This is a genomic window from Sphingobium sp. B8D3B (assembly GCF_025961875.1).
Taxonomy (GTDB): Bacteria; Pseudomonadota; Alphaproteobacteria; order Sphingomonadales; family Sphingomonadaceae; genus Sphingobium.
In genome coordinates this window covers 2,518,403-2,543,787 of sequence record NZ_JAOQON010000001.1, presented here as the reverse complement: position 1 = coordinate 2,543,787, position 25,385 = coordinate 2,518,403, and the positions used below count along the sequence as shown (strand labels likewise).

Genomic DNA, 25,385 nt, shown 5'->3' with positions numbered 1-25,385 from the left:
CGGGCGCGCGAAAATCGGGATAAAGTGGGATGCAGTATTGCGATTATCGGGACAATGAAACGTCATAGTCTGACCGAACTCGACGCGGTGGTGGCGATCGTGCGCAGGGGATCATTTCGCGCAGCCGCGATTGATCTTGGCACGTCCACGACTGCGTTGAGCAACGCCATCGGAAAGCTGGAGCGTCAGCTTGGTGTGCGCCTCTTCAACCGAACGACCCGGAGCGTCTCGCTGACCGATGCAGGGCACACCTTCGTCGCCCGGATGGGGCCTGCGTTGCAGGAGATCCATGAGGCGATGGAGACCGTGCGATCGCAGCAGGACGTGCCGTCGGGAACCTTGCGGATCAACGCGTTTCCGACAGCGGCACGGGAGATCATGGTTCCGCTCGTGCTTCCGTTTCTGCGCCGCTATCCGCAGGTTCACATCGACCTCGTCACGGAGGGGCGGCTGGTCGATATCGTCGGTGAAGGCTTCGATCTCGGCGTTCGATCTGCGGACCTGGTTCCCAGCGACATGATCGCCGTGCCTCTTGGCGCTTCCCGTCACTTCGCCGTTGTCGCCACGCCGGACTATTTTGAAAAGCAGGGCAAGCCCCAAGTTCCAGCCGACTTGCATTCCCATCAATGTCTTCGCGTCAGGCTACCCAATGGCGCGCTGTTCCGCTGGCATTTCGAGAAAAACGGGCAATCCGTTCAGTTGGATGTCAAGGGTCCGATCACTCTGGATGAAGCCAGCCTGTCCCGCACGGCCGTGTTGAACGGGGTCGGGATTGGCTTCTTCATGGAGTCCGACGTCAGGCAGGAACTTGCCGATGGACGCCTGGTGCAGGTCCTCCAAGATTGGACCTCACCCATCGCGCCGCTTGCCCTCTACTATCCCAGCCGGCGCAATCCATCTGCCGCATTCAAGGCTTTTGTCGATTTGGCACGCAAGTGCGCACATGACCTCTGACATGCGAGCCGAGCATGGTTGGGTGGTGTCATCGACCGGTCGAGGGACATCGCCCGATGCCAAAGGGAAGAAGAACATGACCGAGCGGACCGTGAACATCTTGATCTCCTCGCGGCCGCCCTGTGAGTGGCGAAAAATTGTCTGACCTTTGATCGCATATCACGGTGCTCTCCTTGCTTTCATCTGAGAAATTTCAGAAAGCGGCTCTAACAAGGGGCTGTGTACCCATGATGTGAATCGCAGGCAGCCGTGCGCCTGCCCCAGGAAGGACCGCATCAAATGTCTGGAAAACTGTCGCTTAACATCAGCTTGAAGTCGCTTGGCCCCCGCATCGGGGGATATGCGCTGATCGCGGTGGCCGCGGCCGGCCTGAACTGGACCGCTCCACTTATCGCGGCCCCGGCTGGGGCGGCACCTGTTGAATCGGTCAGGCTTTTGCCGCGTACCGGGCCGTTCAAGGTGACGATGGAGATGGTGCCGAGCTTGCCCAACCACGTCATTTACCGCCCTGAGGGCGTCAAAGGCCGTATGCCGATCGTCGCCTGGGGGAATGGCGGCTGCGCGGCGGTGGGCAATCGCTACCGCAGGTTCCTGACGGATATCGCATCGCGGGGCTTTTTGGTGATTGCGGTCGGGCAGATCGGCGATGCGCGATACGAGACGGATCATGATGCCGAGCCCTACATGCCGACGGGCCCGATCGATTTCAACGCGCCTGGCCCTTCCGAATCCGTGGAACTGAGCAGGGCGATCGATTGGGCTGCGGCGGAGAGCCAGCGTCGCGGCAGCGCCTATTTCAAGCGGGTCGACACGCGCCATGTTGCGGTGATGGGCCATTCCTGTGGCGGGCTGCAGGCGCTGGCGGTGACGGTGGCCGATCCTCGGGTGACGACAGCGGTCATCCTCAACAGCGGGGTTTGGTCCACCGGTCCGGGCGGTCTGCCGGGTGCGCGCGTGACCAAAGCCGATCTGGCGCGAGTCAAAGTGCCCATCGCCTATTTCAGCGGCGATCCATCCGATGGCGCCCATGCGAACAGCAAGGATGATTTCAGCCGGTTGCGCTCTGTGCCAGCGGTGTGGGCCTATCGCAGCGGCGTGGGGCATACCGCGCAATATTGGGGGGCGCAGGATGAAGACGAATATAGCCGGGTGACCGCAGCCTGGCTGCAATGGCAATTACAGGGCGACCAGAAGGCGGCCCAGGTGTTCCGGGGCGCGGATTGTACGCTTTGCAGTGACAGCAAGTGGACGCTGGCGCGACATGATATTCCCTAGGCGGGACGGATCATCAGTCCGTGCCGATAGGCTGCCAAACAGCGGCTCCTCTTATATGACGAGGAGCCGCTATTTTTTATCCCGGTTCCACCTGGAAGGAGATTGATCCCGAGCATCTCGCCATCTGGCGCGATAGCTAAGAATGGCCGTCCCCCGGGGGGCGCGACGGCATCAGCCGATGCCCCCCGGGAGCAGCGGCGCCTCGTTACACCATCGCCCAATAAGTGAAGATGGATTGAGACTCACGGCGGTCCGCCTTGCCGACGAAAATCGTGCGGCTCAGCCAGTCGTGCGGGCCAACCGGCGCATCGAAGCGCGGGGTAAGGCCCATATAATATTCGGAAGGATCGACGGGCTCATATTTGCGCATCCGTTCCAGCACCTCTTTGCTGCCATAGCGAACGCCGGTGTTGTGCAGCTCGATGATGGTGCCGTCATCGGCCTCGATCAGGTAGCGGGCGTCGAACCGCACCGTGTTGTCCGGTTTCACCGTCGGCCAATCGCCACCGCTGTGCGGGATGATCTTGCCGTTCAGCTTGGGGCCTTTCACGGTGCCGCCGAGAACACCAACATAGCCGCGATCCATGCCCCAGAAGGTCGGGCCGTAACGCAGGCGCTTGCCCAGCTCGATCTTGATTTCGAATGCGAATTCGAAGCTCGGCGGCGTCAGCGCCTTTCCGGTCATGTCGGAGATCTGCTGCTGCCGCGCGGCCGCTGCGCTCGTTTGGGCAGCGGCCATGGCCGGGAATGCAGTGGCGACACCAGCAGCGCCGATGCCGGCAGACAACAAGCTGCGGCGCGAAAATGACTCATTACTCATATAGACTTCCTCTCTATCGCCCGAAGGCTCTCGCAGGCTGACGATGGGGATGCAGAAACACGGGTGCCGCAGAATTGTCAGACCATAAACACCAGTCGGGGACCGGTGAGGCGGAGCTTGGTCGCAAAAAAACAGATCATTGGCAAGATTGCCGTCTTACCCACGGCATGATGGCTCCAATTTCGTGTCTGGTTCCTGCACGGACAGCCGCGCGCCGCGGAAAACGGCTATTAAGAGCCCATATTCCAATCTTCTTAGAGCGTGACGAACGCGGGGACGCCCGGTCCCGGCCCCGCCGCGCCAGCGCAATTCGGCTGAGAGTTCGTCGCGCCAGCGCTTTCTGCACGAGCGGCAAAGGCATAAATTCGCTGCATAATCTGACAGCTTGTGCGCGCCATGCTGGCTTTAAGGCCGCAATCCGGCTAGCTGACGCTGCAAAACTCGGCGCAACCATGGGTGGGCAATGACAAAATCCGCAACGAACAAGGCGAGCCGCCGGCCGGTGCAGCTGAAGCGGCAGAAAACGAGCCTGCACCGTCGGATCGCGCACGATCTCGGCGTGGCGATCGTAACGGGCAAGCATCATCCCGGCGATATCCTCGCGACTGAGCTCAATGCCAGCGATGAGCTGAGCGTTTCCCGCAGCGCCTATCGCGAGGCGATCCGTGTGCTTGCCGCCAAGGGCCTGGTTGAGTCCCGCCAGCGCACCGGCACCGTTGTCATGCCCATCACGCGCTGGGCGTTGCTTGACCCGGATGTGATGGAGTGGATGTTCGAAGGCGGCGCCTCCACATCCGTGCTCGAGGGATTGGTCGAGATGCGACTGATCATTGAGCCCGCAATTGCAAGCCTTGCAGCGCAGCGGCGCACGCTCCAGCAGATCGCGAGAATGCGCGAGGCTTTGCAGGACATGGAACGTTTTGGCCTGACAAGCGAGAAGGGACAGGCGGCGAACCGCCAGTTCTATGAAGTGCTGTTGCAGGCAACGGCCAATCCCCCGCTGGTCAATCTGGGCAACAGCCTTGGCACTTTTGTGCTGTGGTACACGGAATTTCAGGGCGGCAGCAGCACGCCGCGCGAAACCGTGCGCGAACATTGGGCGCTGTTTGATGCCGTTGCCGCGGGCGCAGCCGAGGAAGCATCCGCTGCCATGGAAGGCCTGATCCGCAGCACCTGACGTGCTACGAGGGTTCCCCGAGTTCTGCCGATCATAAAGCGCCCAGCCCGTAGCGCCCGCTGTAGCGCAGTATATGCCATGAGCATTCTGTGTGGTTTTCCTCAAATTGTCTGTTTTTTTGTGGCTCCGTCCGCGCGATGTTGGTATCGGCGCCGGCGCGTTATGGCCAGACGATCGGCCGGACGGTGAATATTTATAGGGCTGAAGCATCTTAAGATGCTGAAAAGACATAGATGTGAGGGGCTTGGGATGGCGGACGGTCAGATAATCGGCGATTCGCTAGATGCGGACCAACTGCGGCGGATTAGCTCTGCCGGAGTCCTGTCATGACCGCTTTTCCTCAGACCATTCATTTCACGGGCCTTAATACGCCTGTTCGCACCGAAGCGTCTGTCCGCAACCTGCTGGTGGAAGGCGAGATCCCTTCCGAGATCGAAGGCGCCTTCTTTCGGGCCGTCCCGGATCCGGCCCACCCGCCCATGTTCGATGACGATCATATCCTGTCGGGAGACGGGATGATCGCGCGTTTCAAGTTCGAACACGGCGCTGTGGATTATGACATTCGCTATGTCGAAACCGCGCGTTATGCGGCCGAGCGCGAAGCCCGGCGCGCGCTGTTCGGCCAGTATCGCAATCCCTTTACCGATGACCCCAGCGTTGCGGGGGTTGATCGCACGGTCGCGAACACGACGCCGCTTTGGCATGCAGGTCGGCTGTTCATGACGAAGGAGGATGGCCGCGCCTATCGCGTGGATCCGACTACCCTGGACACGCTCGGTGCCTGGGATTTCGGCGGCGCCCTCAAATCGGAGACGATGACGGCCCATTCGCGGATCGATCCCGAGACCGGCGAATTGTTTTTCTTCGGCTATGAGGCCGATGGCCAATGTTCGCGGGCGATCGCCTATGGGATTGCGGATCGCGACGGCAACCTCGTTCGCGAGCAGTGGTTCGACCAGCCCTATGGCGGCATGATCCATGACTTTGCGATCACGAAGAGCCGCGCGATTTTCCCGATTTTTCCGACCACCACCGATCTTGAGCGGCTGCGCGCCGGCGGGCCGAAATGGGCCCATGAGCAGGACCTGACCTGCCGCGTTGGAATCATGCCGCGCGATGGCGATGTCGCTGCGATGCGCTGGTTCGAAGGCGCGGCTGGCGCGTCCGCTTTTCATATCATGAACGCATTTGATGAAGGCGATCGGGTTCATCTCGATATCTTCGTATCCGACACGAACGCATTTCCGTTCATGCGCGAAGCGGGCGGAATCCAGCGCGGTCAGCAAGAGATCCGCGGTGCCTTCGAACGCTGGACGTTCGACCTCACCAAGGATGGCTCTTCCTACGAAGTACGGCCGCTCGGCCCCCCGGGCGACATGCCGCGCATTCGCGATGCCGATACCGGCCTGCCGTACAGCTTCGGCTGGTATCTGACGGTCAATCCGAATGGGCCGGCTCCGCTGCCCGGCGGCCCGGTCGGCATGACCTTCAACATGCTTATCCGCATCGATGTGGCGCATGGCGGGCTCGACGCGCTCGCACTGCCGCCCGGTCACGCAATCAGCGAGCCCGTTCATGTGCCCTCGGCCGCGCCGGGGCATGACGGGTGGCTGCTTGCTGTGGTCGATCGCCAGGTCGGCGATCAGGCCTTCGCCTCGCAGCTATGGGTCATCGATGCTGGCGCGGTCGGGGCGGGGCCGGTTGCCAAGGTGCATGTGCCGCTGCCCTTGCGCGCTCAGGTGCATGGCACATGGATGCCAGCCACCCAACTGGCGCTAGCAAAGACCTGAAACCAAAGCAGTAATTCCGGGCGCCCCGCGCGCCTTCTTTTTCATTCAGTTTTGCAATCGATTGAAATTCAATGGTTCGGCCCGCTCGTCGAGAGCGGTGCTTTTAGGAGGGAAAGAATGAAGACCATGAGCATCTGGCAAATCAACGGCGCGACCTGGTTGCGCAACTCCGTCGCGGTCGGCGCGATGGCAATCGCTTGTGCGGCACCCGCCTTCGCGCAGGAGGCGGCTCCGTCGACGGCACCCGTTAATCAGGCGGAACCGACCGCACAGGCCGAGGACGGCATCAGCGAAATCGTCGTGACCGCGCAGTTCCGTGGCCAGAGCGCCCAGAAAACGCCGCTCGCGATCACGGCCTTGTCGGCTGAGACGATCGCCGCGCAGGGGCTGACCACCGTCAGCGATGTCGCAGCCCAGGCCCCCAACGTCGTGCTCCAGCCGGCTCCCGCTGGCGCCGGTCCGTCGGTTCAGTCCTTCATTCGCGGAGTAGGCCAGGTGGACTTCAATCCCGCCGTGTCGCCCGGCGTCGGCACCTATATCGACGACGTCTATTACGGCACCATCGCTGGCGCGAACTTCGATCTGGTCGACCTCGATCGTATCGAGGTCCTGCGCGGTCCACAGGGCACGTTGGCCGGGCAGAACTCGATCGGCGGCTCGGTGAAGCTCTATTCCAAGAAGCCGACCGGCAATGGCGGCGGGTTCATCTCCCTCTCTTACGGAAGCTACAATAATGTGCGCGTGAATGCGGCAGCGGACATGACGCTGGTGCCCGATCGCCTGTTCATGCGGATCACCGGCGTGACCGACCACAAGGATGGCTATGTCACGCGGTACGATTATGCCTGCACGCATCCGGGTACGCAGGTTCCGTCCTTCGCGCGCGATGCGAACTGCAAGCTCGGCACTGAAGGCGGAAAGGCCGTGGCAGCCGGGCGCGTCCAGCTGCGCTGGGTGCCCACTGATGCGCTCGAGGTCAACCTTGCTGCGGACTATGTCAGCGACAAGTCGGAAGGCACGCCGCAGACGCTGCTTTATGCCCGCAATGACAGCCTGACGCCCAAGAACAGCATCAATGGCGTCAGCATCGGCACCGCGACCGGCGCGTCGCAGTTCATCAGCTATTCCCCGTTCGGGGCGTTCGCTAGCGACAGCTTCAGCACGAGCCCCTACACCAACTACGCGACCTATTGCGACCCGACCCCGAGCAGCCGCTCGGGCGCCTATTGCCTGGATTCAAGCTCGGCGACCAAGGGCGGCGGCGTCTCCCTGACGATCGACTACAAGCTTGCCGACAATGTCTCGTTCAAGTCGATCACAGCCTACCGCAAGCAGAAGATGGAGTTCTCGCAGGATAACGATGCGACGCCCGTCCCGCTGGCACAGAGCTTCAATGCGCTGACCTATCGCGAGGTGACGCAGGAGCTGCGCGTCAATGCCAGCCTGATGCAGGATGCGGTTAATCTGACGCTCGGCGGCTTCTTCATGGATGAGTTTACTGCGCTGGATTCGCGCATCGACATCCCGCCCTTCGACTTCATCGGGCGGGATCGCGTGCCCGCGAAGACCTATGCCGTGTTCGGCAACGTCGACTGGAGCGTGACCGACAAGCTGCAGCTGATCGGCGGGCTGCGCTACTCGAAGCAGGAAAAGACCTTCAAGTTCGGCCGCCTCGGCGTGCCGGGCACGCAGCTCGGCGGCCATCCCGATGGCCCGCCCTATCTGCCCTGCCCCGAAGCGGGCGGGACGATCGTCAATGTGGCGGTCTGCCCGGTGAATGGCGCCTCGGGCACCTTCAAGGGCGACAATGTCGATTATCGCATTGCAGCGCAGTATCAGTGGACCCCCACGATTATGACCTATGCGTCGGTCGCGACCGGCTTCAAGGGCGGCGGCATCAACCCGCGGCCGTACAATATCTATCAGGTCATCCCGTTCGCGCCCGAAAAGCTGACCTCCTATGAGGTTGGCTTCAAGAGCGACCTGTTCGACCGCAAGCTGCGCGTCAACGGCAGCTTCTTCTATGGCAACTACACCGATCTCCAGCTCCCGGTCAGCGCGTGCCCGGCCAACCCGGCTTACCCGGATGTGCCTCTGGCAAGCTATGCACAGCCGTGCAGCGCGCTGCTGAACGTCGGCAAGGCGGTGACCAAGGGCGGCGAACTGGAACTGACCGCTCGCCCGACCAGCAATCTCACGCTTCAGGCGGCAGTCGGCTACATCAACATCGGCTTCAAGTCGCTGCAGGCGACGGCGATCAGCGCCGGCACCACGCTGGACTCCAAGTTCCCGCTGATCTCCGACTGGAAGGGCAGCGCGAGCGCCCAGTATCGCATCGATACGGCCAATTTCGGCACTCTGACGCCACGGCTGGACATGACATTCCAGTCCAGCTTCCAGACGTCGATCCCCAATACGACGTTCAACAAGGTGCCGGCCTATACGCTGCTCAATGCAGGCCTGACCTGGGATGCTCCGGGCGGCGATTGGCAGGTGATTGCGAACGTCATGAACCTGACGAACAAGCTTTATTACTACGCTTATCTGGATAACCGTGCGACCAATGGCACGGTGAACGGCTTCCCGGCCGCGCCGCGGCAGTGGCGCCTGACTGTGAAGCGTTCGTTCTAATGATCGGCGGCGGGGCGGCGGTCGCGATGCGATCTCTGCCCCGCCTCGAGAACCATAAGATGAAATAGGGTGGAGGCGGCAGGGTGAAAGTCGGTCGGAGAGCGATATTAACGGGCGGCGCCGCAATCGTCGCTGCCAGCACCCAGACCCCTCGCATGGCAGCCGCCGCTGTTGCTCCCTCGCGCACTGGCGGGCAGGCGGTATCAGCAGGCCGGGATACGGCACGCGTGGAAACGCAATCGGGGACGTTGGCCGGCTATCGGCAGGGCGACGTCCTGACCTTCAAGGGCGTTCCTTATGCGGATGACACGGCCGGGCCAAATCGCTTCCTGCCGCCACGTCCGCCCCGTCCGTGGTCGGGCGTACGCAGCGCACTGAGCTTCGGGCCGGTCTGTCCGCAAGATCGCGGATCGGGGCGGGCCAATGACGAAGAAGCGTTCATTTTTCAATGGAATGACAGCTACGAGCGCGAAGACTGCTTGCGGCTCAATATCTGGACGCGCGGCGATGCCGGTCGCCCCCGACCCGTGATGGTCTGGCTGCACGGCGGCGCGTTCATCGCCGGATCGGGCCATGACCTGCCCGCCTTCGACGGCCATAATCTGGCCGACCTGCACGACGTGGTGGTGGTCACGTTGAACCATCGGCTCAACGCGCTCGGGTTTCTCGATCTGTCGACGTTCGATTCCGCCTTCGCGGACTCCGGCAATGTCGGTCTGCTTGATATCGTCGCCGCGCTGCAATGGGTGCGCGACAATATCGCAGCGTTCGGCGGCGATCCGGCGCGCGTCACGCTGTTCGGCCAGTCGGGCGGCGGACGCAAGGTTGCGGCGCTGATGGCCATGCCTCAGGCGCGCGGGCTGTTCCATCGGGCGATCGTTCAGAGCGGCTATGTCCCCACCGGCGTGACGGTAGACGAGGCCGCGAGCCTGGCCGCCGCAACGCTCGCTGAACTGGGCATTGCGAGAACGTCGGCGCGCGCCGTGCAGGATGTGCCCTATCCGCAATTGCTTGCGGCATCGAATGCGGCAGCGCGGCGGCTCAATCCCAAGCTTGCGGGAAGCCCCATCGATCCGCGAAATTTGCCGCGCTTCTCGTTCGGACCGGTTATCGGCGGGGCCACTCTGCCCGGCGGCGTGCTCTCCGATGGCGCGCTGGCGAACTCCGCGCATGTGCCGCTGATCGTCGGCACCACGCTCAACGAATTCGCAACCGGCATCAACGACCCGGCGTTCGAGGCTTTATCGGCAGCGCAATTGCGGGAACGGGTCACCGGCCTGTTCGGCGATCGTGCGGACGGCATTATCGAGGCCTTCAAAGGTCGCACGCCGCACGCTTTGCCCTGCGATCTATGGTCACGCATCGCGACCGCGCCGCTGCGCCTCAGCGCGATGGAATTTGCCCGTCGCAAGGCCGCCATCGGCGGAGCAGGCGCATGGCTGTACCAGTTCGCACGCCCTGCGCCGGTGCTGGATGGCCGGCCACGCGCATTCCATTGTGCGGATATCCCCTACGCGTTCGCCAATGCAGAACGCTGCGCCACGATGACCGGAGGGAACGCGGCCGCGCTGAAGCTGTCCAATATCATGGCCGGCGCCTGGACCCGATTTGCCGGGACCGGCGACCCCAACGGACCGGGTTTGCCGCGCTGGACGCCTGCAAATCGGGACCGACCTGCGACAATGATCTACGACGATCAGATCCGGCTCGACACCGGCAGCGACCAGGCCGAACTGGCAACCGTCGCGGCTGCCTTGCGTGACTGAGCAGTCGCGCGAATTCTCAAGGCGGCGCGTGACGGACCGATCGGGAGCGAGGGCGAAACAGTTGATCAATACTCTGGTTTTTATGGTCGGCGTTCCACGCGCAAAGCCGCTTTCGCTCAAAGATGGTAGAAATCGTTCGCCGCTGGCGCAGATTATCGTCTTTTCATAACAGAGCGTTGCCTCGCCATCCGATCTCTAAACGAGAGGAATTGGCGGCGCTTAAAAGTCCTACCTTTTTCCGCCTCTGTCATGCTAGGCTTCTCCCATGATATCGATCCTGCTTGCTACCGCTCTTGCCATGGCCCCGGACTCGACGCCGGCTGTAGCCCCGCCCTCATCGCATGAAGCGCCGGCGGCAGCGCCGTCCGTTCCTACGGATCACGCTGCCTTGCTCGCCAGCGAGGACCCCAAGCTCGCGCGGAACAAGCGGCTGGTGTACGACATGTATCGGATCGTGCTCGTGGCTGGTCAGGTCGATCGCGCGCACGAATTCATCGCGAAGGATTACATCCAGCATAATCCCAATGCCGCCCAGGGTTTGGCCGGCGTGATGGATTATGTCCGCTCCTCGCGCCCGCAGCGGCCTGTGGAGGCAAAATTGAGCCTCCCCATGGTCGACATCACGGCGGAGCGGGACAAGGTCGTCATTGCATTTGTGCGCCCCGAAAAGGATGCGAACGGGCAGACCTATTACACGACCTGGTTCGACATGTTCCGGATCGAAAACGGCAAGATCGCGGAGCATTGGGACCCGATGCTGAAGGGCGAGCCCAAGATCGACCCAAATCAGAAGAAGCTCTAACGTTAGGGTAAAACCGCGCGTCGCGAGAAACGCGCGTCGGTTGTCATCACTCCGGATGAAATCGCGGCGCGTGTCCAATGCCTTGCCCTAATGCTACGCAGCGCAGAAAAACTGTACCGCTGTCAAAGAGATCGAGCGGTCGCAGGCTTTCTCTCGCAGTGGCGCAGGAACCATCGTGGGCTGAAGCCGGCCCATCTCTCTCAGCCCACCACTCAGCCTGCATGCATAAAGCCATTATCTTTATCCGAATTCCTCCCGCGAACGAAGGAACACCGCTATCCGAACAGATGTCGGGCTTCTCTCAATCAAATGAACGTTCTATTTGTTTCGAATGCCGGTCGCAATGCGAGCTGTGAGAGCATGGCCGAGGGATTTAGTCTTAGAATTGAATGAATAAGCAGTCGTCATAAAAATAGTCATGAATTCACATGTATCTGATGTGCTGAGTTACGGCCAGATCGCCGCTACAACGTCAATGATGATCGTTCACGCCGAACCTAACATTGGTGCATTTCAGAGCATGCGGACACAATCGCCCACGTATCAGCTATTTGACGGCCCCGCGGCTGCTGGTGGACACCGGATTTGTTCATGAGCGGCTCCCACATCATGGTCGCGCTCATTCCCTCGTTGCCCGTACCATCCAGCACCCAGCATCGATCCAGGCCACTTCCTCCACCACGAAACGCGCGAACCCCGCATCTAGAGCACGTTGAAGCCGCAAGGATTGAACCTCGTCCAAGCTGGCGAGGATCGTTTCCATGCCACCCATGCGTCGCGCATAGATCGCCAAGTCGTTGGCAGGAAGCTCGCAAGGGACACTAACCGGTTCGATGGTCACGCGGTGCCATCCCGCGCCGGCAAGGGTATGCTTCACCCGCCTGTCATCTGCAAAGGCGAACTGACCCGGAGCATGGGATGTTAGCTTTGCTTGCGGACCCGAGACGTGTGAAAGGGCATCGTATTGGGTCGCCATGAACGGATTGTCGGCCATGCCACGCCAGACGATGCAACGCAGCGCAGCACCCGGCCGCGCAGCACGTCGGATATTCACGAAAGCTGCGACCGGATCGTCGAAGAACATCACCCCGAAGCGTGAGACGATCGCGTCAAACTGTTCGGGAGGGAAGTCATGACGCTGCGCGTCGCCGCACAAGAAATGGGCATTGGGCCGTTGCTCGGCCCGAAGACGAGCGAGGCGGATGAGGTCCGGTGAGATGTCGACGCCAGTACATGTTCCGCCCCCTTCAGCCAATCCGCAACAGCCAGAGTGGTGGACCCCGCTCCGCATCCGATGTCGAGTACAGAACGAGAGGTCTGATCGACCTCATTCACCAGGATTGCCTCGAATCGCAAAAACAGCCGATCGAGCATGGGCTGCAGGTCGACCCACACATTGCTTTTGCCGGCAGTCCATCCCGCCTGACCTGCTTGTTGACGAGCCATAGGTGCTCCTTGTTCGAAACTTAGATTCGGGGCATCCTGCCACTTCAAGTCCGCGTGAGGTCAACATGGTATTGATCGACATCGCCGAAATCGCCCGCCGCAGTGGCGTTCCAGCGTCCACGCTGCGCTTCTACGAGGAGAGGGGGCTCATCGAGTCTCTTGGCCGCCGCGGCTGGCGTAGAACGTTCGACCCCGATGTGCTGGAGCGCCTTTCGCTGATGGCCCTCGGTCGGTCGACAGGCTTTTCTCTTGACGAGATATCGGGAATGTTGGGCAAAAGGCGGGCTCCAAACATCGACCGGTCGATGCTGTTAGCGAGGGCCGACGAAATCGACCGCCTGGTTCGCCGGCTTGGCGCGTTGCGAGACGGTCTCCGACACGCTGCCGCCTGTCCAGCCCCCAGCCATGCAGAATGCGCCACCTTTCGCCGTATGATGAAGGTCGCGGCAAACAGGACACGAAAGGCTAAACGCAAGGCCTGAAAAAGACCGAGCCTTTTCTCCGTAAAAATTGCTGCGCTAGCGGATCTCGAGCCGCCCGCAACGGCTTCCAAAATCCAGCATTTGATCATCAGGCTCGAGGTGCTCGCGAACGACCACACTTGGTGTTAGCGGACGTACAACTCCTGCCGCGCAATGGCGTGTCTTGGGCGCGTCCCGCCGGACGGGCTGAAGTGGCCCGAATGCTGCTATTGTCAGAAGCAGACGTTCGCTTCGCCGGATCTGAACGGCCAGGTTTGATCGCCAGGTGCCCTGCTGAATTCATCCCCTCAATAGGTCGAGCATTCTCCAGATGGCCATTCCGGCCATTGGAGAATGATCATGGAGATGCCTGAAACAGAACCCAACACCAAGCATCGGACCTAGAATGCAGGAAGGACAGTCGGCGTGAAAGCGTGCCCTGAAGCCGAAACAAATTTGGGAGATTCACTTCTACCTCGATCAGCGACGCCGCTTATGAGATCGAACGTTGTTCGGTCTAGCGATCGAACAGCAAACTCCGGGGCCGCGACCAGGTGCAAATGAAGATTTGGCGACCCAGTCAGCGGCGGGCAGATCCGAACGCGAGCCATTGTAAGGCAGCAGAAAACAGGCCAGGCGCGCTGGAACGACTACGTTCCGCGGCGTCACCTGCCCCTCGACAAAATGAACGGGATGCGCAGCACCGTGCGCAGATCGGTGGCGTCTTCGGTCGCCCCCACCTCGACCGACCAGTTCAGCGTCGTGCGGTCCGTCGCGCGGTAGCTTACGCCGAACAGCAGGCGGCCGATCTGGAGATCGCGCGCTGTCTGCACCTGCGGGTCGCCCCAGTCCATCGTGGGCATCAGCAGGCGCTGCGTGGTGCGCGTGCCGAAGGACCAGCTGTGCGCATAACCCAGGTTGAACGAGGTGCGTTGGTTCAATGACACGCCGATCCCCATGCTGACGGAGATCGCGTCTCCCGGCTTCACATAGGTGATACGCACCGGCGGGATGACCGTGTCGACCCCGTGACCGAAATTGCGGGTGTAGCCAATGGAGCCGAACAGGACGGCCGGGTCACTGGGCAGAATTGCGGTCAGGCTCGGCGTCACGCCCCAAAAGCCGGACCCCGTGGCGGCGCGGGTCGCGCGGCCCAGCGTATCCCGAGAGATGTCGAACGGGTCGGTGCCGGTGGGCACCACAACCTGCAAATTGCCGATCAGGAACGGCCAGCCGCCACGCGCAGAGCTCAGCTGATAGCGCGCCGACAGCTCAAGGTCGCCAATCCCCCGGCCGCTGGTACTGCTATCGATGGTCGCCGCATCGGGATCGCCCGTCGTGCCCTGAATCGGGGCCAGCACCGACTTGTCATTGCGATAGACGAACGGAAGACGGGCGCCGATCTCGACATTGCCGAGGAGCCCATAACGCAGGCCGGCGGATGCCGTGAGCACGTCCTGCCGGCTCTCGTTGATGTCGAACACGCCAACGAGCACGGACTCCACCACTTCGATGCCGCGGAAAAGCGCACGGTTGCGGTCGGCCCGCGCATAATCGAGCTGAAGCTCGGCGGTGAGCTGACCGCGCCGGGTCACGACGCTGCCTTGCTCTCCCAGCACCGCGACCTCGGGCGGGCGATCGATATCCGGTGGCGCTTCCCCCACGGGGCCAGCCGGGGCCTGGGGCGCACCATTGGGCGCGCGCGGCGGCGGGACAGCGTTGCTGGCGGACTGAACAGTTTGCGGCGGATTTGCTGCCGATGGCGCCGCCGTTGCGCCACTTGGTTGCGCATCCATGGCAAGGCGCTGCTCCAGCGCACGAATGCGCGCCTCCTGCGCTTCCAACTGCTGTTGCTGCCGGGCGATGAGGCTGAGCGCCTGCTTCAGTTCGGGGCTGGCATTGCTCGACTGTGGCAGCGCGGTGCCCGTTGGCTGGGCCCATGCCGGTGATGCAGCCAGTGCGCCGCCAAGCATTGCCACTCCCCCCAGGAGCCGACCTATTCTGGTCATTTGTGTCCTTCCTTCAACGAATAAGATCCCGCGTCGCGTCAAGCGCCATGCTGTCGATCCTCGGCATGGCCGAGCCGACGGTCGCGGGCGTGGCGTTCATCAGATCGAGGTTGATCGTCGTGCTGGTCTCGATCGCACGGTTGTTACCGCTGTTGAGGAGCACACTGCCCAAGGCCTGCCCAAACACGTGGCTGACCTCCAGATCCTGCTTCGACAAGGTCACCTTGAAACCGCTGCCTAGCCGGTCGAGCCCGACCGTGCCGTTCTGGGTCTGCGCGCGATCGCCCGGGCCTAGCGGGAGTGGTGTCGATCCATCGGGGCTGAGGCCGATCTCCGCCTGCTCGCCCGTACTCACGGTGACGGCGCCGACGCTCGGACGATAGCTCCGCTCGACGAGCGAGACACCGCTCTCGCGGTCGAAACTGACCCAGACATCACCCGGGTTGCCCGCGTGTTGCGAGGGGCCGCTGGTGCCTGGCGCGTCGGGCTGCCTTGTCGACTGTGGCGCGTAGATGGCAAGGCGCGGCGCGCCCTGATCGACGGTGAAGACACTGCGCAGGAGCAATTGCCCGTCGACGCTCGTATCGGTCTGTACGGCCATGGCGACTTCCACACCGTTGGGGAGGAGGAATTTGCCGCGGCTTTCGGCAAGAACATCCTCCGGAACCGGCTCGTGTCCCCCGACCGGTGGTTGCGCGAAGACGGGGATGCAGAGGACGGCCGCTGCAACGGCCGAGATGAGATGGCGGTTCATGGCTAGAAGTCCCTCATGAAGGGCGCAGTCAAAGCCAGTGCTTGCTGGCTGAGCGGCTGAACGAATGCGGCGCCGACCGGTGCGCGGGAGAAGGCCGCCCACTGCCGATCCCCATTAAAGGCGCTGCGTCCCACCGCGGTATCCTCGCCGATCACGAAATAGATGCCGTTCCAAGCGCGCTGGAACGCAGGTCGCGACATGGTGCGTAGACCGAGCGCCGGATCTCCGATCAGCAGCTCCTCCGCGCTGATGCCTTTGACCACGACGAAATGGCGATAGCCGTTCGCCTCGATCAACGCGATGCCGGGCACGCCTGCCGCAGCGACCTGATCGAGCGAGACCTTGTATCCGTCCGCGCTGAGGCCGGCATTGGCAAGATAGCGCTTCATGTCGAGCAACGAAAAGCCGAGCCGGGTAATCTGCGCACGGTCTCCGACGCGCCACATGCCGTTGAACACGTCGGCTTCCGCCCTGCTCCGGCGATAATGATAAGTCAGCAACGTGGCGAGCGCAGCCGAACCGCAACTGAAATCATGTTGCTGCCGAACGACCGTCAAAAAACGCCGGTCCTCGAACGACGTGACAGGCGGCGCGACATCGCCGAGACCCGCCGCTCCGAGCTGGAACGTCGGTCCTCCGCTCACCTGCGCACTGCAGCCGGAGAGCAGCATGAGTGCGGCAAGGAGCATGCGCGCCATTATTGTGCGGGCAGCAGGGCGATGTTGACGTTCATCGAAGCATTGATCGCGACGTTGTTGCCGGAATTGGCATTGACGATCGAGAGGCCGGAAAGGTTCTGGAATGCGTTCCCATCGATGGCCACCGCCCCGGTGACGGAATTGCCGCTCACGCTGCTGTCCGATACGGCGGCGACATGCTCGGACTGGGCGATCTGGTTGAGATCCGCGCGGCCTGTCACCTGCTCGAGCGTGGCAACATCGACCGGCGGCGCCGCGCCCTCAAATGGCGGTTGCGCAAGGGCAGCCGAGGCAAAACTGCCCGACAAGGTCACAAGCCATGCCCGGCGGAATAGAAATCGGTTCATGCATCCTCTCCCTTTATGATGTAAAAAGACTGGCCGGCGGTGGAGATCGCCGGCCAGTTGGAGAGGCTTAGCGAAGCGTGATGTCGCCCGCGGAGACCGCCACGCTCACCGACGCGTTCTGCGATGCGCCAACGCCGGTGTTCTGGTTGACCGCCTGCATGCCAGCGAAGTTCTGGAATGCGCTGCCACCCGTGCGGATGCTGTTGTCGGCCACTGGGGACTCGCCGCCACGACCGTCGAAGCTGACGCTCACGCCCGTGACATAGCTTGAGAGGTTGGCGCTGGCGACCAGGGCGCTGTCACCGAAGACGGAATCCGACTTGGCGGAACCGGCTGCGGTATCACCGCCGCTGAAGGCCCAGCTGTGATCGGAATTGTCCGAATTGTCTTCCCAGCTGTTGTTGCTGGCAACGGTGTTGGTCGAGCTGTCATCCTGAGAGGACATGTCGCGGCTGTCGGTTGCCGTGCCGCCATTGTTGGCCGCAACCTGCGCGCCCGAAGCGGAGCTGTTGTCCGACATGTCATGCGTGGACGAGTCATTGCCGCTGTCGGCCGTGTTCACCGAATTATTGGACATGTCGTTGCCGCTATCGGCGACGCTATTGTCCGTGGACGTGTTCGTGGTGGTGTTCGACGTCCAGGCGCTGTTGCCGCTGTCGCTCGTGCTGGTGTTACCGCTGTCGGCGGTGTTCACCGAGTTGTTCGACATATCATTGCCGCTGTCGGAGACAGTGAGGCTGTTGTCGGACATGTCATTGCCACTGTCGGCAATATCGACGCTATTGTCGGTGTTGGTCGTGGCGTTGGACGTCCAGGCCGAGTTGCCGCTGTCGCTCGTCGTGGTTGTGGTGTTGCCACTGTCAGCGGTGTTCACCGAGTTATTCGACATGTCGTTGCCGCTGTCTGCCACATCGACGCTGTTGTCGGTGTTGGTGGTGGCATTGGAGGTCCATGCCGAATTACCACTGTCGCTGGTGGTGGTTGTGGTGGCGCTGTTGCCACTGTCCGCCACACTGTTGTCCGTGTTCGTGGTGGTGTTGGCCGTCCAGGCAGAATTGCCGCTGTCGGACGTCATCGTGTTGCCGCTGTCGGCGGTGTTGACCGAGTTGTTCGACATATCGTTACCACTGTCGGCAACGCTGTTATCCGTGTTGGTGGCCACGTTCGTGGACGTGTTTGCGGTCCAGGCGCTGTTGCCGCTGTCGCTGGTGGTGGTGGTGGATTCGGCCATCCAGCTGTTGTTGCCGCTATCGCTGACGGTGTTGCCGTCCTGCGCCAGCGCGGGCGATGCCGCGATAAGCGCGGCGGCCGAGGCCGTGATCAGTAGAGTTTTCATCGATTGTCGTCCTTTCAGGGTTCCCACGCCGCCCTCGGGGCTTTCCCCGATCGACGCATCGACTCCGCCTCCGCGGAGACCCACCCTGAATAGGTTAACAGCGAATTAACCTTCACCCCCACCGAACTATCTCTTCCCCCCTCATAGCGCTGTATGAGTAACCCTCATTTGGGGGTGAGTGTGATAATTGTGAAGACGAACGAAAGTCTCAGAATAATAAGAGGGAATCGGGCTTCTGAATCAGAGGGCGGAAAAATGACCCAATGATGTTCGAGCAATGCTCGATAACATCACCCTGATAAGATCAGATTGCCGATGGGTGGCCGTTTTTCCGAAGATTTGTTTCAAATAACTTCGCGCGGTGGCCTCCGCGATTTTCATCCGGGCGGCAGCATCATTCAGTGCGAGGCCGCAAACCAGATGGTGGACCAGCTGACCCTCGGTCTTGGTGAGCCGATAGGCGTCGCAACAGCGCTGGAGCGCCAGGGTTACGTCCGTGTCCGAATCATAAATGCACAGGACGAAAGAAGGATCCGCGGAAATTTCCGGGCGCGTGAATGTCGGCGATAAAAGGGCCATGAGAGGCCGGCGATAATTCTTCCGGCTCAGGCTGATCAGCACCGCTTCGCCATCGTGCGACGCATGGTCCATGGCCGCGTGCAGCTTGGTGGTCTCGCCGCGATTGACGGCAACAAGCGAATAGCGCGACTTGTGCACCACATCCCGCTTCTGGAACATCAGCGTAGCGATGGCATTCTCGCCGATCACCGCGCCGTGGCCGTCAAGAATGATAATCGCCACGTCGCTCAGGTCGAGCGCCGACTTATAGGCGATCAAGGCCCGCTGCTGGCTTCGCGCATGCAGCCAGAGGCGAAAATAGCCCGCAAGCACGGGCTGCAGTTTCTTGGCCATCTGCTCGGCGGCGAGCCGCTGGACCATGTTGGCATGACGGTAAAGCGCCGTGAGGATCAGGCGCAGCCCACCATGTTGTGCCACGGCCAAGGTCATCGCACGCTTTGCTTCCTCGACCTGCGTCAGTTCGTGCCAAGCAACACGCGCACCTTGACCGGTATAATGAAGCGCGTCGGTATCCTGGCAGGCGATCGCAACCGCCAAGTGCGGATCGGAGAGCAAGGCGCGGTTGGGGCTCACTCGCGCAAGCAGCTCTGGGCTGTTATCGTCGCGATGAAGGGAAAGAACCGCCTCGTCCGCAAAGACGCGACCGGCGAACTTGCTCAAAATCCAGTCCAGATCGTCTGCAACCCGGTCAGATTGTCCGTCCTGATCGATCGGGCGCCCACCGTCCGGTTCTGCAAATATGTGGTCTGCGGCCACCTCGGTCTTCGATATTGTGACCATTCCTCCCCCTCAGCCCACCATTGTATGGCATGCGCGTTAACCACAATGCGTGGGGGGCTGATTTGGCTCCGCTATCGCGGGATTGAGACTGCCCCGATTTGGTACATATCTGAAATTTGAGGATTTCATGCCGGCAATGCCCATCAATAGCCGACCATCCGGTATTGGGGACGCTACAATTCGGCGAAACGACATTTGGGTTATTAATGAACGGCCGCTTCTGAACTCCAGCATTTGTAAGCTAAATGTTTGCTAAGTTGGCGGCACCTGCCGACCATAGCCGACATTGGACCGTGTAAAACTGCCCCCTGAAACCTGCCCGTCGTTCATGCGGTCTTCAGTGAAGGATATAGACTGACGTTGGCACAAAGCGGTCCGTCACGGTCGCTTGCGGGAAGGTCCGGCTATGCCGAAACCCGCCATCCGCGGAGCGGAGTAAGCTACCACTCCATCGCCAGATTGTCGGAAAACTTATCGGCGAAGAGGTCTATAGCTCCTGATCGTGACCGATGTTCTTCCGCATCGCGCAGCGGCTTTCTGGCGCGAAACCGGAAGTGACCTCCTGCGCCACCAAGCGACGAAGGCGACTTTCGGAGGCTCGTTTTCCCAGAATCCTGAACCCCAATCGTTCGTAGTATGGAGCGTTCCAGGGAACATATCTAAAGGTGGTGAGAGTGAGCCCGGTGCAAGCCCGCCTTTGAGCATACGCTTGTGCCGTGTCGATCAATTTCCGGCCGATCCCTTGTCTCTGATAATGCCTGACTACAGATACTTCGTTGATGTGCAGATCGCTTTCAAATTGCTCAGCCGCCAAGAAGCCCATCACCCGCTCACCTACGACGGCGACCCAGACGCTTCGAGCTCCGATGAACTGCAGGTAGTATTGAGGAGGCTGCGGCTCCGCATCGGCCACCCATGCAAGATCGGGATAACGCCTGAAGACAGATGCCGCCGAGCGCTCGACGTCCGGTAAGAAGTCGGCGTCCATAAAACTGGCGGTGCGGATGAGAAGGGGCATCGCGCGTAACTAGCCCGCCGCTAAAGCTGCTGGAAGCATCCTGAAATCGCTTCCGCGGAGGAAACGAGATCAGCCCTTCGTTCTGAGCCGCCTTCGCTAACGAAACATCGTGCACCGAGCCGAGGCCTGTTCTCGACGCGGCCATTCAGCCAGCACACATAGAGCCAAGATCGATTGCCCGAGTTACGCACGCGTAAGTATAAACCGCCGCCGTCGGAATAGATTCCGGGCTTCGTGAGTCGCGCCACCTGCTTGACGTTTAGTTTGTTCGAGTGCGCATCCATTATCAGCTATGAGAGCGGTCTCGCGGGATCAAGTCATGAAATTGGTCATAAAATCGGCTCGGTTGTACGCGTTTCTGACGAACTGGCGCTACACGCGATTTCACGAAAACCGCAGTTTTCTCAAATGCTGTGGGCTCGCATTTGGGTTGAGGGGGGATCGCTGAGGTTCAGGATCTGGCGGAGACGGAGCCCGTCATATCATCCATCTAGAGCATTGAAATCGGGTCTTTATTTATAGCTAAATTGGCACGATACCATGCATTATACCATGCGATGAAAATTTGCCTCTTGATGCTCCCATTTCGGGATTCGAAGTGCAGTGGCCGGAAGTCGGTGACCGCCATGGTGTCGATGCCCCCGACACGCCGCTTGTGCGTTAGCCGGCCGCCGTTTTATGAACGACCGATGCAACCAGATGATCTCAAGGCGGTGCGGACGCTGCTCGGCTGGACCCAGCAGCGCCTGGCCGAGGAACTCGAATTACCGCGCAAGGTGATCGTCGACATGGAAGCCGGCCGCGCCCCGATCGAGAAGCGCACCGTGCTTTCCGTGCTGTACCTTGAATTGATGGCGCGTGCCGAGCAGCAGATCGCCATGGTGCCCAGGATGACGCTGGGGAAGCAGCATGGCGCCAATTGAGAGAGCACCACGTGCTTTGTGCTAGCTGGACAACAACGCGCCAGTGACTGATTGAGAAGGGAAATGCGCGTGGCTGCATACTTCTACGCGCAGAAATCAAAGAGCGCCCCGCGGACCAAGCAAATGCATTAACGTGCCGGCCACCAAGCCTATCGCGACTAAAGCGTACGCCACGGCGCCTAAGCTCATTCCAAGCCGCCTAGAATACCACACGTTCCGATGCAACTGGATTTGGCGATCTACCAGCCAGTACAGCGCCAGCGCCAACCCAACATTTAGAATGAACTGAGCGATCACGAACGACCCGTGGTCGAGTGGAAGAAAGCGCTTCGAAACGAAATGAACAGCAAAGACGCCGATCCAGTGATTTAGGTAAAGGGGGTAAGACAAGCCGCCCGCAATGAACGCCACAGGATTACGGTCGCCAGGCTTGGCCAAAGCCAGAACGGTTGCCACGGCAAACACCGGGGCGAGGACATACGTGACGTGTGTCACGGCCAGCGCCAAGACACATGCAAGTGCCACGCAGGAAGCTATCCAGCGGGTGAATTTCCAAGCAGAAATGGAATAGCGCGCTTCAGCAATTGCTGCACACACACCCAGAGCAATCGCTCCAGCGTGCAGGTTCATTGCCGTGGTGATTATAGCTATCGCACTCCACAGCGGCAAAGATCGGCCCCGCGGTAAAAGCAGCAATATTAAAGGAGCAATCAAGTAAAATTGCTCTTCGACTGAGATGCTCCAGAATTGATTACCAGATCCATCCATCGGCATTTCGGCTAGCGCCGCCGGGAAAAACGTAAACAACTGATGAGTGAAGGTCACATCAAGGATCAGGTATTTAAACCAATAAAAGCTCCAACCTTCTTTTAGCAGGGCGGTGGTGTAAAGGAGGCCAATTGCGATCCCGTATGGAATCCAGATTCTTGTCGCTCGATTAAAAAAGAAACGGGGTAATTCTTGGATTTGCGAACGAAGAAGAATGCCGCCGATCAGCCACCCGCTAAGCGCGAAGAAAACGGTTACTGCTAGGCCGCCCGTCAGAAAGGGCGCGAATTCGAAACCTGCGTGCCCCAGCACCACGACGGACGCAAGGACGAAGCGAAGCCAGTCAAATAATGGGTAGAATTTTAATTTTTCGGCCTCTGGATTAGCCCCCAAAAGCTTCCCGCTATTTGACATTCAGACCCCCAATCAATGGATGCGCTAAGGCGCAAGGTGCAATACTTGCAACAAAAATGTGCGGCCTCCCCGCACGCTGCCGTGTCAATATTTCTCATTTTCCATCAGCAGAACCTTCCTGCGCCACCGCACTCCTGGCTCTGCTGTCGGCATGCGACCACCCCCCGGCTCGACCTCCTTGTTAAGGTTCAACCTGTGATCACATCTTACGCACCCGCACCCGCACCCGCACGCGACCTCGGCCAAGGACCGCGATCCTAAAATTCTGCCTCCTGATGAGAATTCAGTCTTCCCTCGGCTGAATCACAAGTTACTTCACTCAATTTCCAGGGGAGACTGAATCATGCCGGCGGGGGCGATTGTCTTGCCGTACATCCTCTCGATCGACTGGGGAGCGGGTATTGAATGACGGCTGCATATTAATTTTAGGATTTTTCGGCATTGTAGCGGCGGTTAATATTTTGGCTTGGTTAGCAAAGGTGTTTTTATGAGCAAATCTATCAAGGTATCGGTCATTACGGCCATCATTTTATTCAGCGCACTCGTGGTATTCTTGAACGCGTACAACCTAGGGATTGCACCATAACGAGTAATGCGCAAATGCTCTGTCGATTCTGCGCATGGTCGGCTGGGATAAATGGGCTGGTCGAGGGTGAGCTTTGCCGCATTCGTCCTGTCTGGTGACTGGCGCCCTCCTGAGAATGTCGTTCTCATCATGCAGCCCGAGGATGGGCCGACAAAGGTCTATAGGCCGGTAGCGGATGCGCATGTGACCATGGTTTCTCGCATGCAACTCGGCTGGCAAACCGACTGATGATCCACCCATGCCCCAAAATGGGGCCTCCCGGCCATGTCGCACTGAGTTCGTTACATTGAGGGCAAAGAACTCAATTCGCCTTTGTGCATTGCTCCAGCGCTGCCTCTATCCGGTCAGCGTAGCGGCCGGGTCCGGCATATTCCATCATCTTTGCAGTCACCATCGCCAGCAGCCGCTCGGCATCCTCGGGCAGCGGTCGAGGCAGTGGCGCGGGGCGAGGCGGCTTTGCTACCCCGCAGGGGCGCTGCACCTCGACAGCCTCGCGCACGATCTGAACCTGGGTGGCCGAAGCGACTGGCAGGGCCTTGGTGCAGCCTGCGAGCAACAGCAGGATAGGGATGGACCTCATAAGCCTCTCAATGCCTCCATAACCTCACGTGGGGCGGCGCAGATGCCCCCCTTCCCCCTTGCCAGCGCCTCAAGGGCCTGCTGCTGGCGAATGCTCTCTGCAGCCCTCTTGTCGACGTCTGCGAGGGCCTTTGCATATTGCTCTTGCTGCGCCTTCAACGAAGCCGCCCGGCGATCTGTCTCGGCGTTGTCGCGATCGATCACCGCCCGCAAGTCGGCGATGGATTTTTCCTGCACCAAATCGTTGCGCTCATGCTCCTTGATTGCGGCATTCAGCGTGCGGCGAGCGTCGTCACAGCGATCGAGGCGGGCGGACTGGACGAACAGCAGGCCGGCAAGGGCCGCGGAGAGTAGCCCGAGGCCGCCAACCGAATATTGCCACGGGCCGACGTTCACAGGTTTGTCAGGCACAGCTTGCGCTCTGCCTCCCGCCTGTTCACTAGCCCCTGCACGCGCTTGCCGTTGACCTGCACCCAGAGCAAGAAGGCATCGCAGCCGCCCTTCCAGTCGCCGGCCTTGAAGCGGCGAGCCACTGTTGAACGGGCAAAGGCTGCTTGCCCGATATTGTAGGTCAGGCTGATCGCAGCCGCGAATTGATAGGGCCGATCTTTGAGCGCTGGCACAGCCTTGAGCACAGCGGGCGCCCAATCAACCTCAAGCGTGGTGTCGAGCATCGCCTGACACTCCGCGGCGGTATAGCGGCGCATCTCAACGCGCGTTTCTCCGGTGCAGACCGTCCATACGCCTCCAAGATCCCGATAGGGATCGGTGCGGGTGCCCTCCCACCGCTCGATCAGCGGCGCCGTGATCATAATCGCCAGGCCAATGAAGGCGGCACCAACAGCGCGGCCGGCCGCGGCCGACTTCGTCTTACTGGTCATCGCTTTTCCCTTGTTTGAAGATGGTAGCAATGAGCGCGGCGATGCCGAGGCCGATGCCAATGTATTGAGGCCCAGGCAGGATCATGCGCGCCTCCTCGGGCACGGCGGCCCAAACTGCCTGCGTGGCGATCATCAGCGCGGTGATCTGAACAGACCATCGCTTCCAGACCTCGGGCCAATCATCGATCAGCCACGCGCGGATGCGGTCCAAGAGCTTCATCGCTCGCCGATCTCCTTTTCTGTGCTTGCTCGTTCAAGGCGCACAATGCGCCGCTCGTGGTCGGAAAATCGGCTGTCCAAGGTTTCGACTTGCGCCTTCTGCCGCTCATCGATCCGCACCAGCGTTTGCTGCATCTCGTTCACACTGGAGACCAACCAGAACAGCACCGCTCCGGCGCCGGCGGTCATGACGGCGCTTGCCATCATGCCTGCCCACTTGAGAGGTGGCGGGGTTTCAGGCTCTTTTGGTTCATGGGATGGGGAAATTTGGCCGATTTGCTTCTTCATGTCCTGCAGCAGTAACTCGACCTGGAGGAATCGCGCGTCCTGACCTTGCAGAGCCATCTCTGCGGTCTGTTGCATCATTGCTTT

24 protein-coding genes and 1 pseudogene are annotated in these 25,385 nt (G+C 60.7%); 10 read left to right on the top strand and 15 right to left on the bottom strand.

Annotated features, from left to right (window positions below; all coding sequences use genetic code 11):
* The first annotated feature begins 54 nt into the window (after positions 1-54).
* Both M2343_RS11810 and M2343_RS11805 read left to right on the top strand, forming a co-directional pair.
* On the top strand, positions 55-954 hold the full coding sequence (locus M2343_RS11810; protein ID WP_264577553.1) for a LysR family transcriptional regulator: 900 nt from the start codon (positions 55-57) through the stop codon (positions 952-954).
* Between the two features lie 279 nt (positions 955-1,233).
* The gene (locus M2343_RS11805; protein WP_264576815.1) at positions 1,234-2,229 is read left to right on the top strand and encodes a dienelactone hydrolase family protein; all 996 of its coding nucleotides are present in this window, start codon (positions 1,234-1,236) and stop codon (positions 2,227-2,229) included.
* Positions 2,230-2,434: 205 nt separating this feature from the next.
* Here the strand turns inward: M2343_RS11805 and M2343_RS11800 are convergent, their stop codons facing one another.
* Entirely contained in the window at positions 2,435-3,049 is a 615-nt protein-coding gene (locus tag M2343_RS11800) for a DUF3237 family protein (RefSeq protein WP_264576814.1), read from the bottom strand.
* A gap of 463 nt (positions 3,050-3,512) precedes the next feature.
* Between M2343_RS11800 and M2343_RS11795 the strand changes: the two genes are divergently transcribed.
* The 5 genes from M2343_RS11795 (at position 3,513) to M2343_RS11775 (ending at position 11,215) form a co-directional block, all read left to right on the top strand.
* Positions 3,513-4,226, top strand: coding sequence for a FadR/GntR family transcriptional regulator (locus tag M2343_RS11795; RefSeq protein WP_181560778.1), 714 nt, complete (start codon positions 3,513-3,515; stop codon positions 4,224-4,226).
* A 326-nt stretch (positions 4,227-4,552) separates the two neighbouring features.
* Positions 4,553-6,016: a carotenoid oxygenase family protein gene (locus M2343_RS11790; RefSeq protein WP_264576813.1), complete on the top strand. Its 1,464-nt coding sequence runs from the start codon at positions 4,553-4,555 to the stop codon at positions 6,014-6,016.
* A 117-nt stretch (positions 6,017-6,133) separates the two neighbouring features.
* Positions 6,134-8,647, top strand: a complete 2,514-nt coding sequence (locus tag M2343_RS11785) for a TonB-dependent receptor (RefSeq protein ID WP_264576812.1) — start codon at positions 6,134-6,136, stop codon at positions 8,645-8,647.
* A 155-nt stretch (positions 8,648-8,802) separates the two neighbouring features.
* A complete protein-coding gene (locus M2343_RS11780) occupies positions 8,803-10,413 on the top strand; it encodes a carboxylesterase/lipase family protein (RefSeq protein WP_264576811.1) in 1,611 nt (536 codons plus the stop codon).
* 265 nt (positions 10,414-10,678) lie between these two features.
* Positions 10,679-11,215 (top strand): ester cyclase, encoded by a 537-nt coding sequence (locus tag M2343_RS11775; protein WP_264576810.1) that lies wholly within the window; start codon positions 10,679-10,681, stop codon positions 11,213-11,215.
* Positions 11,216-11,834: 619 nt separating this feature from the next.
* On the opposite strand, the gene M2343_RS11770 is transcribed toward M2343_RS11775, so the two are convergent.
* A complete protein-coding gene (locus tag M2343_RS11770) occupies positions 11,835-12,470 on the bottom strand; it encodes a class I SAM-dependent methyltransferase (protein ID WP_264576809.1) in 636 nt (211 codons plus the stop codon).
* Between the two features lie 256 nt (positions 12,471-12,726).
* Here M2343_RS11770 and M2343_RS11765 point away from each other — a divergent pair, with 256 nt between their 5' ends.
* Positions 12,727-13,143, top strand: coding sequence for a helix-turn-helix domain-containing protein (locus tag M2343_RS11765; protein WP_264576808.1), 417 nt, complete (start codon positions 12,727-12,729; stop codon positions 13,141-13,143).
* 339 nt (positions 13,144-13,482) lie between these two features.
* Positions 13,483-13,758, top strand: a pseudogene (locus M2343_RS16685) (integrase); the annotation flags it as partial.
* A 29-nt stretch (positions 13,759-13,787) separates the two neighbouring features.
* Here the strand turns inward: M2343_RS16685 and M2343_RS11760 are convergent.
* The 7 genes from M2343_RS11760 to M2343_RS11730 all read right to left on the bottom strand — a co-directional run bounded on the left by M2343_RS11760 (position 13,788) and on the right by M2343_RS11730 (position 20,643).
* On the bottom strand, positions 13,788-15,131 hold the full coding sequence (locus M2343_RS11760; protein ID WP_264603892.1) for a transporter: 1,344 nt from the start codon (positions 15,129-15,131) through the stop codon (positions 13,788-13,790).
* A 13-nt stretch (positions 15,132-15,144) separates the two neighbouring features.
* Complete coding sequence (locus M2343_RS11755; protein ID WP_264576806.1) at positions 15,145-15,885, bottom strand: hypothetical protein; 741 nt, start codon at positions 15,883-15,885, stop codon at positions 15,145-15,147.
* A 2-nt stretch (positions 15,886-15,887) separates the two neighbouring features.
* Positions 15,888-16,574, bottom strand: coding sequence for a C39 family peptidase (locus M2343_RS11750; protein ID WP_264576805.1), 687 nt, complete (start codon positions 16,572-16,574; stop codon positions 15,888-15,890).
* Between the two features lie 8 nt (positions 16,575-16,582).
* Positions 16,583-16,930 carry a hypothetical protein gene (locus tag M2343_RS11745; RefSeq protein WP_264576804.1) on the bottom strand — a complete coding sequence of 116 codons (348 nt, stop codon included), beginning with the start codon at positions 16,928-16,930 and terminating at the stop codon, positions 16,583-16,585.
* A gap of 67 nt (positions 16,931-16,997) precedes the next feature.
* Positions 16,998-18,266, bottom strand: coding sequence for a hypothetical protein (locus M2343_RS11740; RefSeq protein WP_264576803.1), 1,269 nt, complete (start codon positions 18,264-18,266; stop codon positions 16,998-17,000).
* Between the two features lie 240 nt (positions 18,267-18,506).
* A complete protein-coding gene (locus M2343_RS11735) occupies positions 18,507-19,625 on the bottom strand; it encodes a helix-turn-helix transcriptional regulator (RefSeq protein ID WP_264576802.1) in 1,119 nt (372 codons plus the stop codon).
* A 487-nt stretch (positions 19,626-20,112) separates the two neighbouring features.
* Complete coding sequence (locus M2343_RS11730; protein WP_264576801.1) at positions 20,113-20,643, bottom strand: GNAT family N-acetyltransferase; 531 nt, start codon at positions 20,641-20,643, stop codon at positions 20,113-20,115.
* A 689-nt stretch (positions 20,644-21,332) separates the two neighbouring features.
* Between M2343_RS11730 and M2343_RS11725 the strand changes: the two genes are divergently transcribed.
* Positions 21,333-21,566 carry a helix-turn-helix domain-containing protein gene (locus M2343_RS11725; RefSeq protein WP_264576800.1) on the top strand — a complete coding sequence of 78 codons (234 nt, stop codon included), beginning with the start codon at positions 21,333-21,335 and terminating at the stop codon, positions 21,564-21,566.
* Positions 21,567-21,662: 96 nt separating this feature from the next.
* Here the strand turns inward: M2343_RS11725 and M2343_RS11720 are convergent, their stop codons facing one another.
* The 6 genes from M2343_RS11720 to M2343_RS11695 all read right to left on the bottom strand — a co-directional run bounded on the left by M2343_RS11720 (position 21,663) and on the right by M2343_RS11695 (position 25,379).
* On the bottom strand, positions 21,663-22,748 hold the full coding sequence (locus M2343_RS11720) for an acyltransferase family protein (RefSeq protein ID WP_264576799.1): 1,086 nt from the start codon (positions 22,746-22,748) through the stop codon (positions 21,663-21,665).
* 887 nt (positions 22,749-23,635) lie between these two features.
* The gene (locus tag M2343_RS11715) at positions 23,636-23,914 is read right to left on the bottom strand and encodes a hypothetical protein (RefSeq protein ID WP_264576798.1); all 279 of its coding nucleotides are present in this window, start codon (positions 23,912-23,914) and stop codon (positions 23,636-23,638) included.
* Positions 23,911-24,309 carry a hypothetical protein gene (locus tag M2343_RS11710; RefSeq protein WP_264576797.1) on the bottom strand — a complete coding sequence of 133 codons (399 nt, stop codon included), beginning with the start codon at positions 24,307-24,309 and terminating at the stop codon, positions 23,911-23,913. The genes M2343_RS11715 and M2343_RS11710 overlap by 4 nt, the downstream gene beginning before the upstream one ends.
* The gene (locus M2343_RS11705; protein ID WP_264576796.1) at positions 24,306-24,794 is read right to left on the bottom strand and encodes a lysozyme; all 489 of its coding nucleotides are present in this window, start codon (positions 24,792-24,794) and stop codon (positions 24,306-24,308) included. The genes M2343_RS11710 and M2343_RS11705 overlap by 4 nt, the downstream gene beginning before the upstream one ends.
* On the bottom strand, positions 24,784-25,014 hold the full coding sequence (locus M2343_RS11700; RefSeq protein ID WP_264576795.1) for a hypothetical protein: 231 nt from the start codon (positions 25,012-25,014) through the stop codon (positions 24,784-24,786). The genes M2343_RS11705 and M2343_RS11700 overlap by 11 nt, the downstream gene beginning before the upstream one ends.
* Positions 25,011-25,379, bottom strand: a complete 369-nt coding sequence (locus M2343_RS11695) for a hypothetical protein (protein ID WP_264603891.1) — start codon at positions 25,377-25,379, stop codon at positions 25,011-25,013. Before M2343_RS11695 ends, M2343_RS11700 begins: the two co-directional genes overlap by 4 nt.
* Positions 25,380-25,385: the final 6 nt, after the last annotated feature.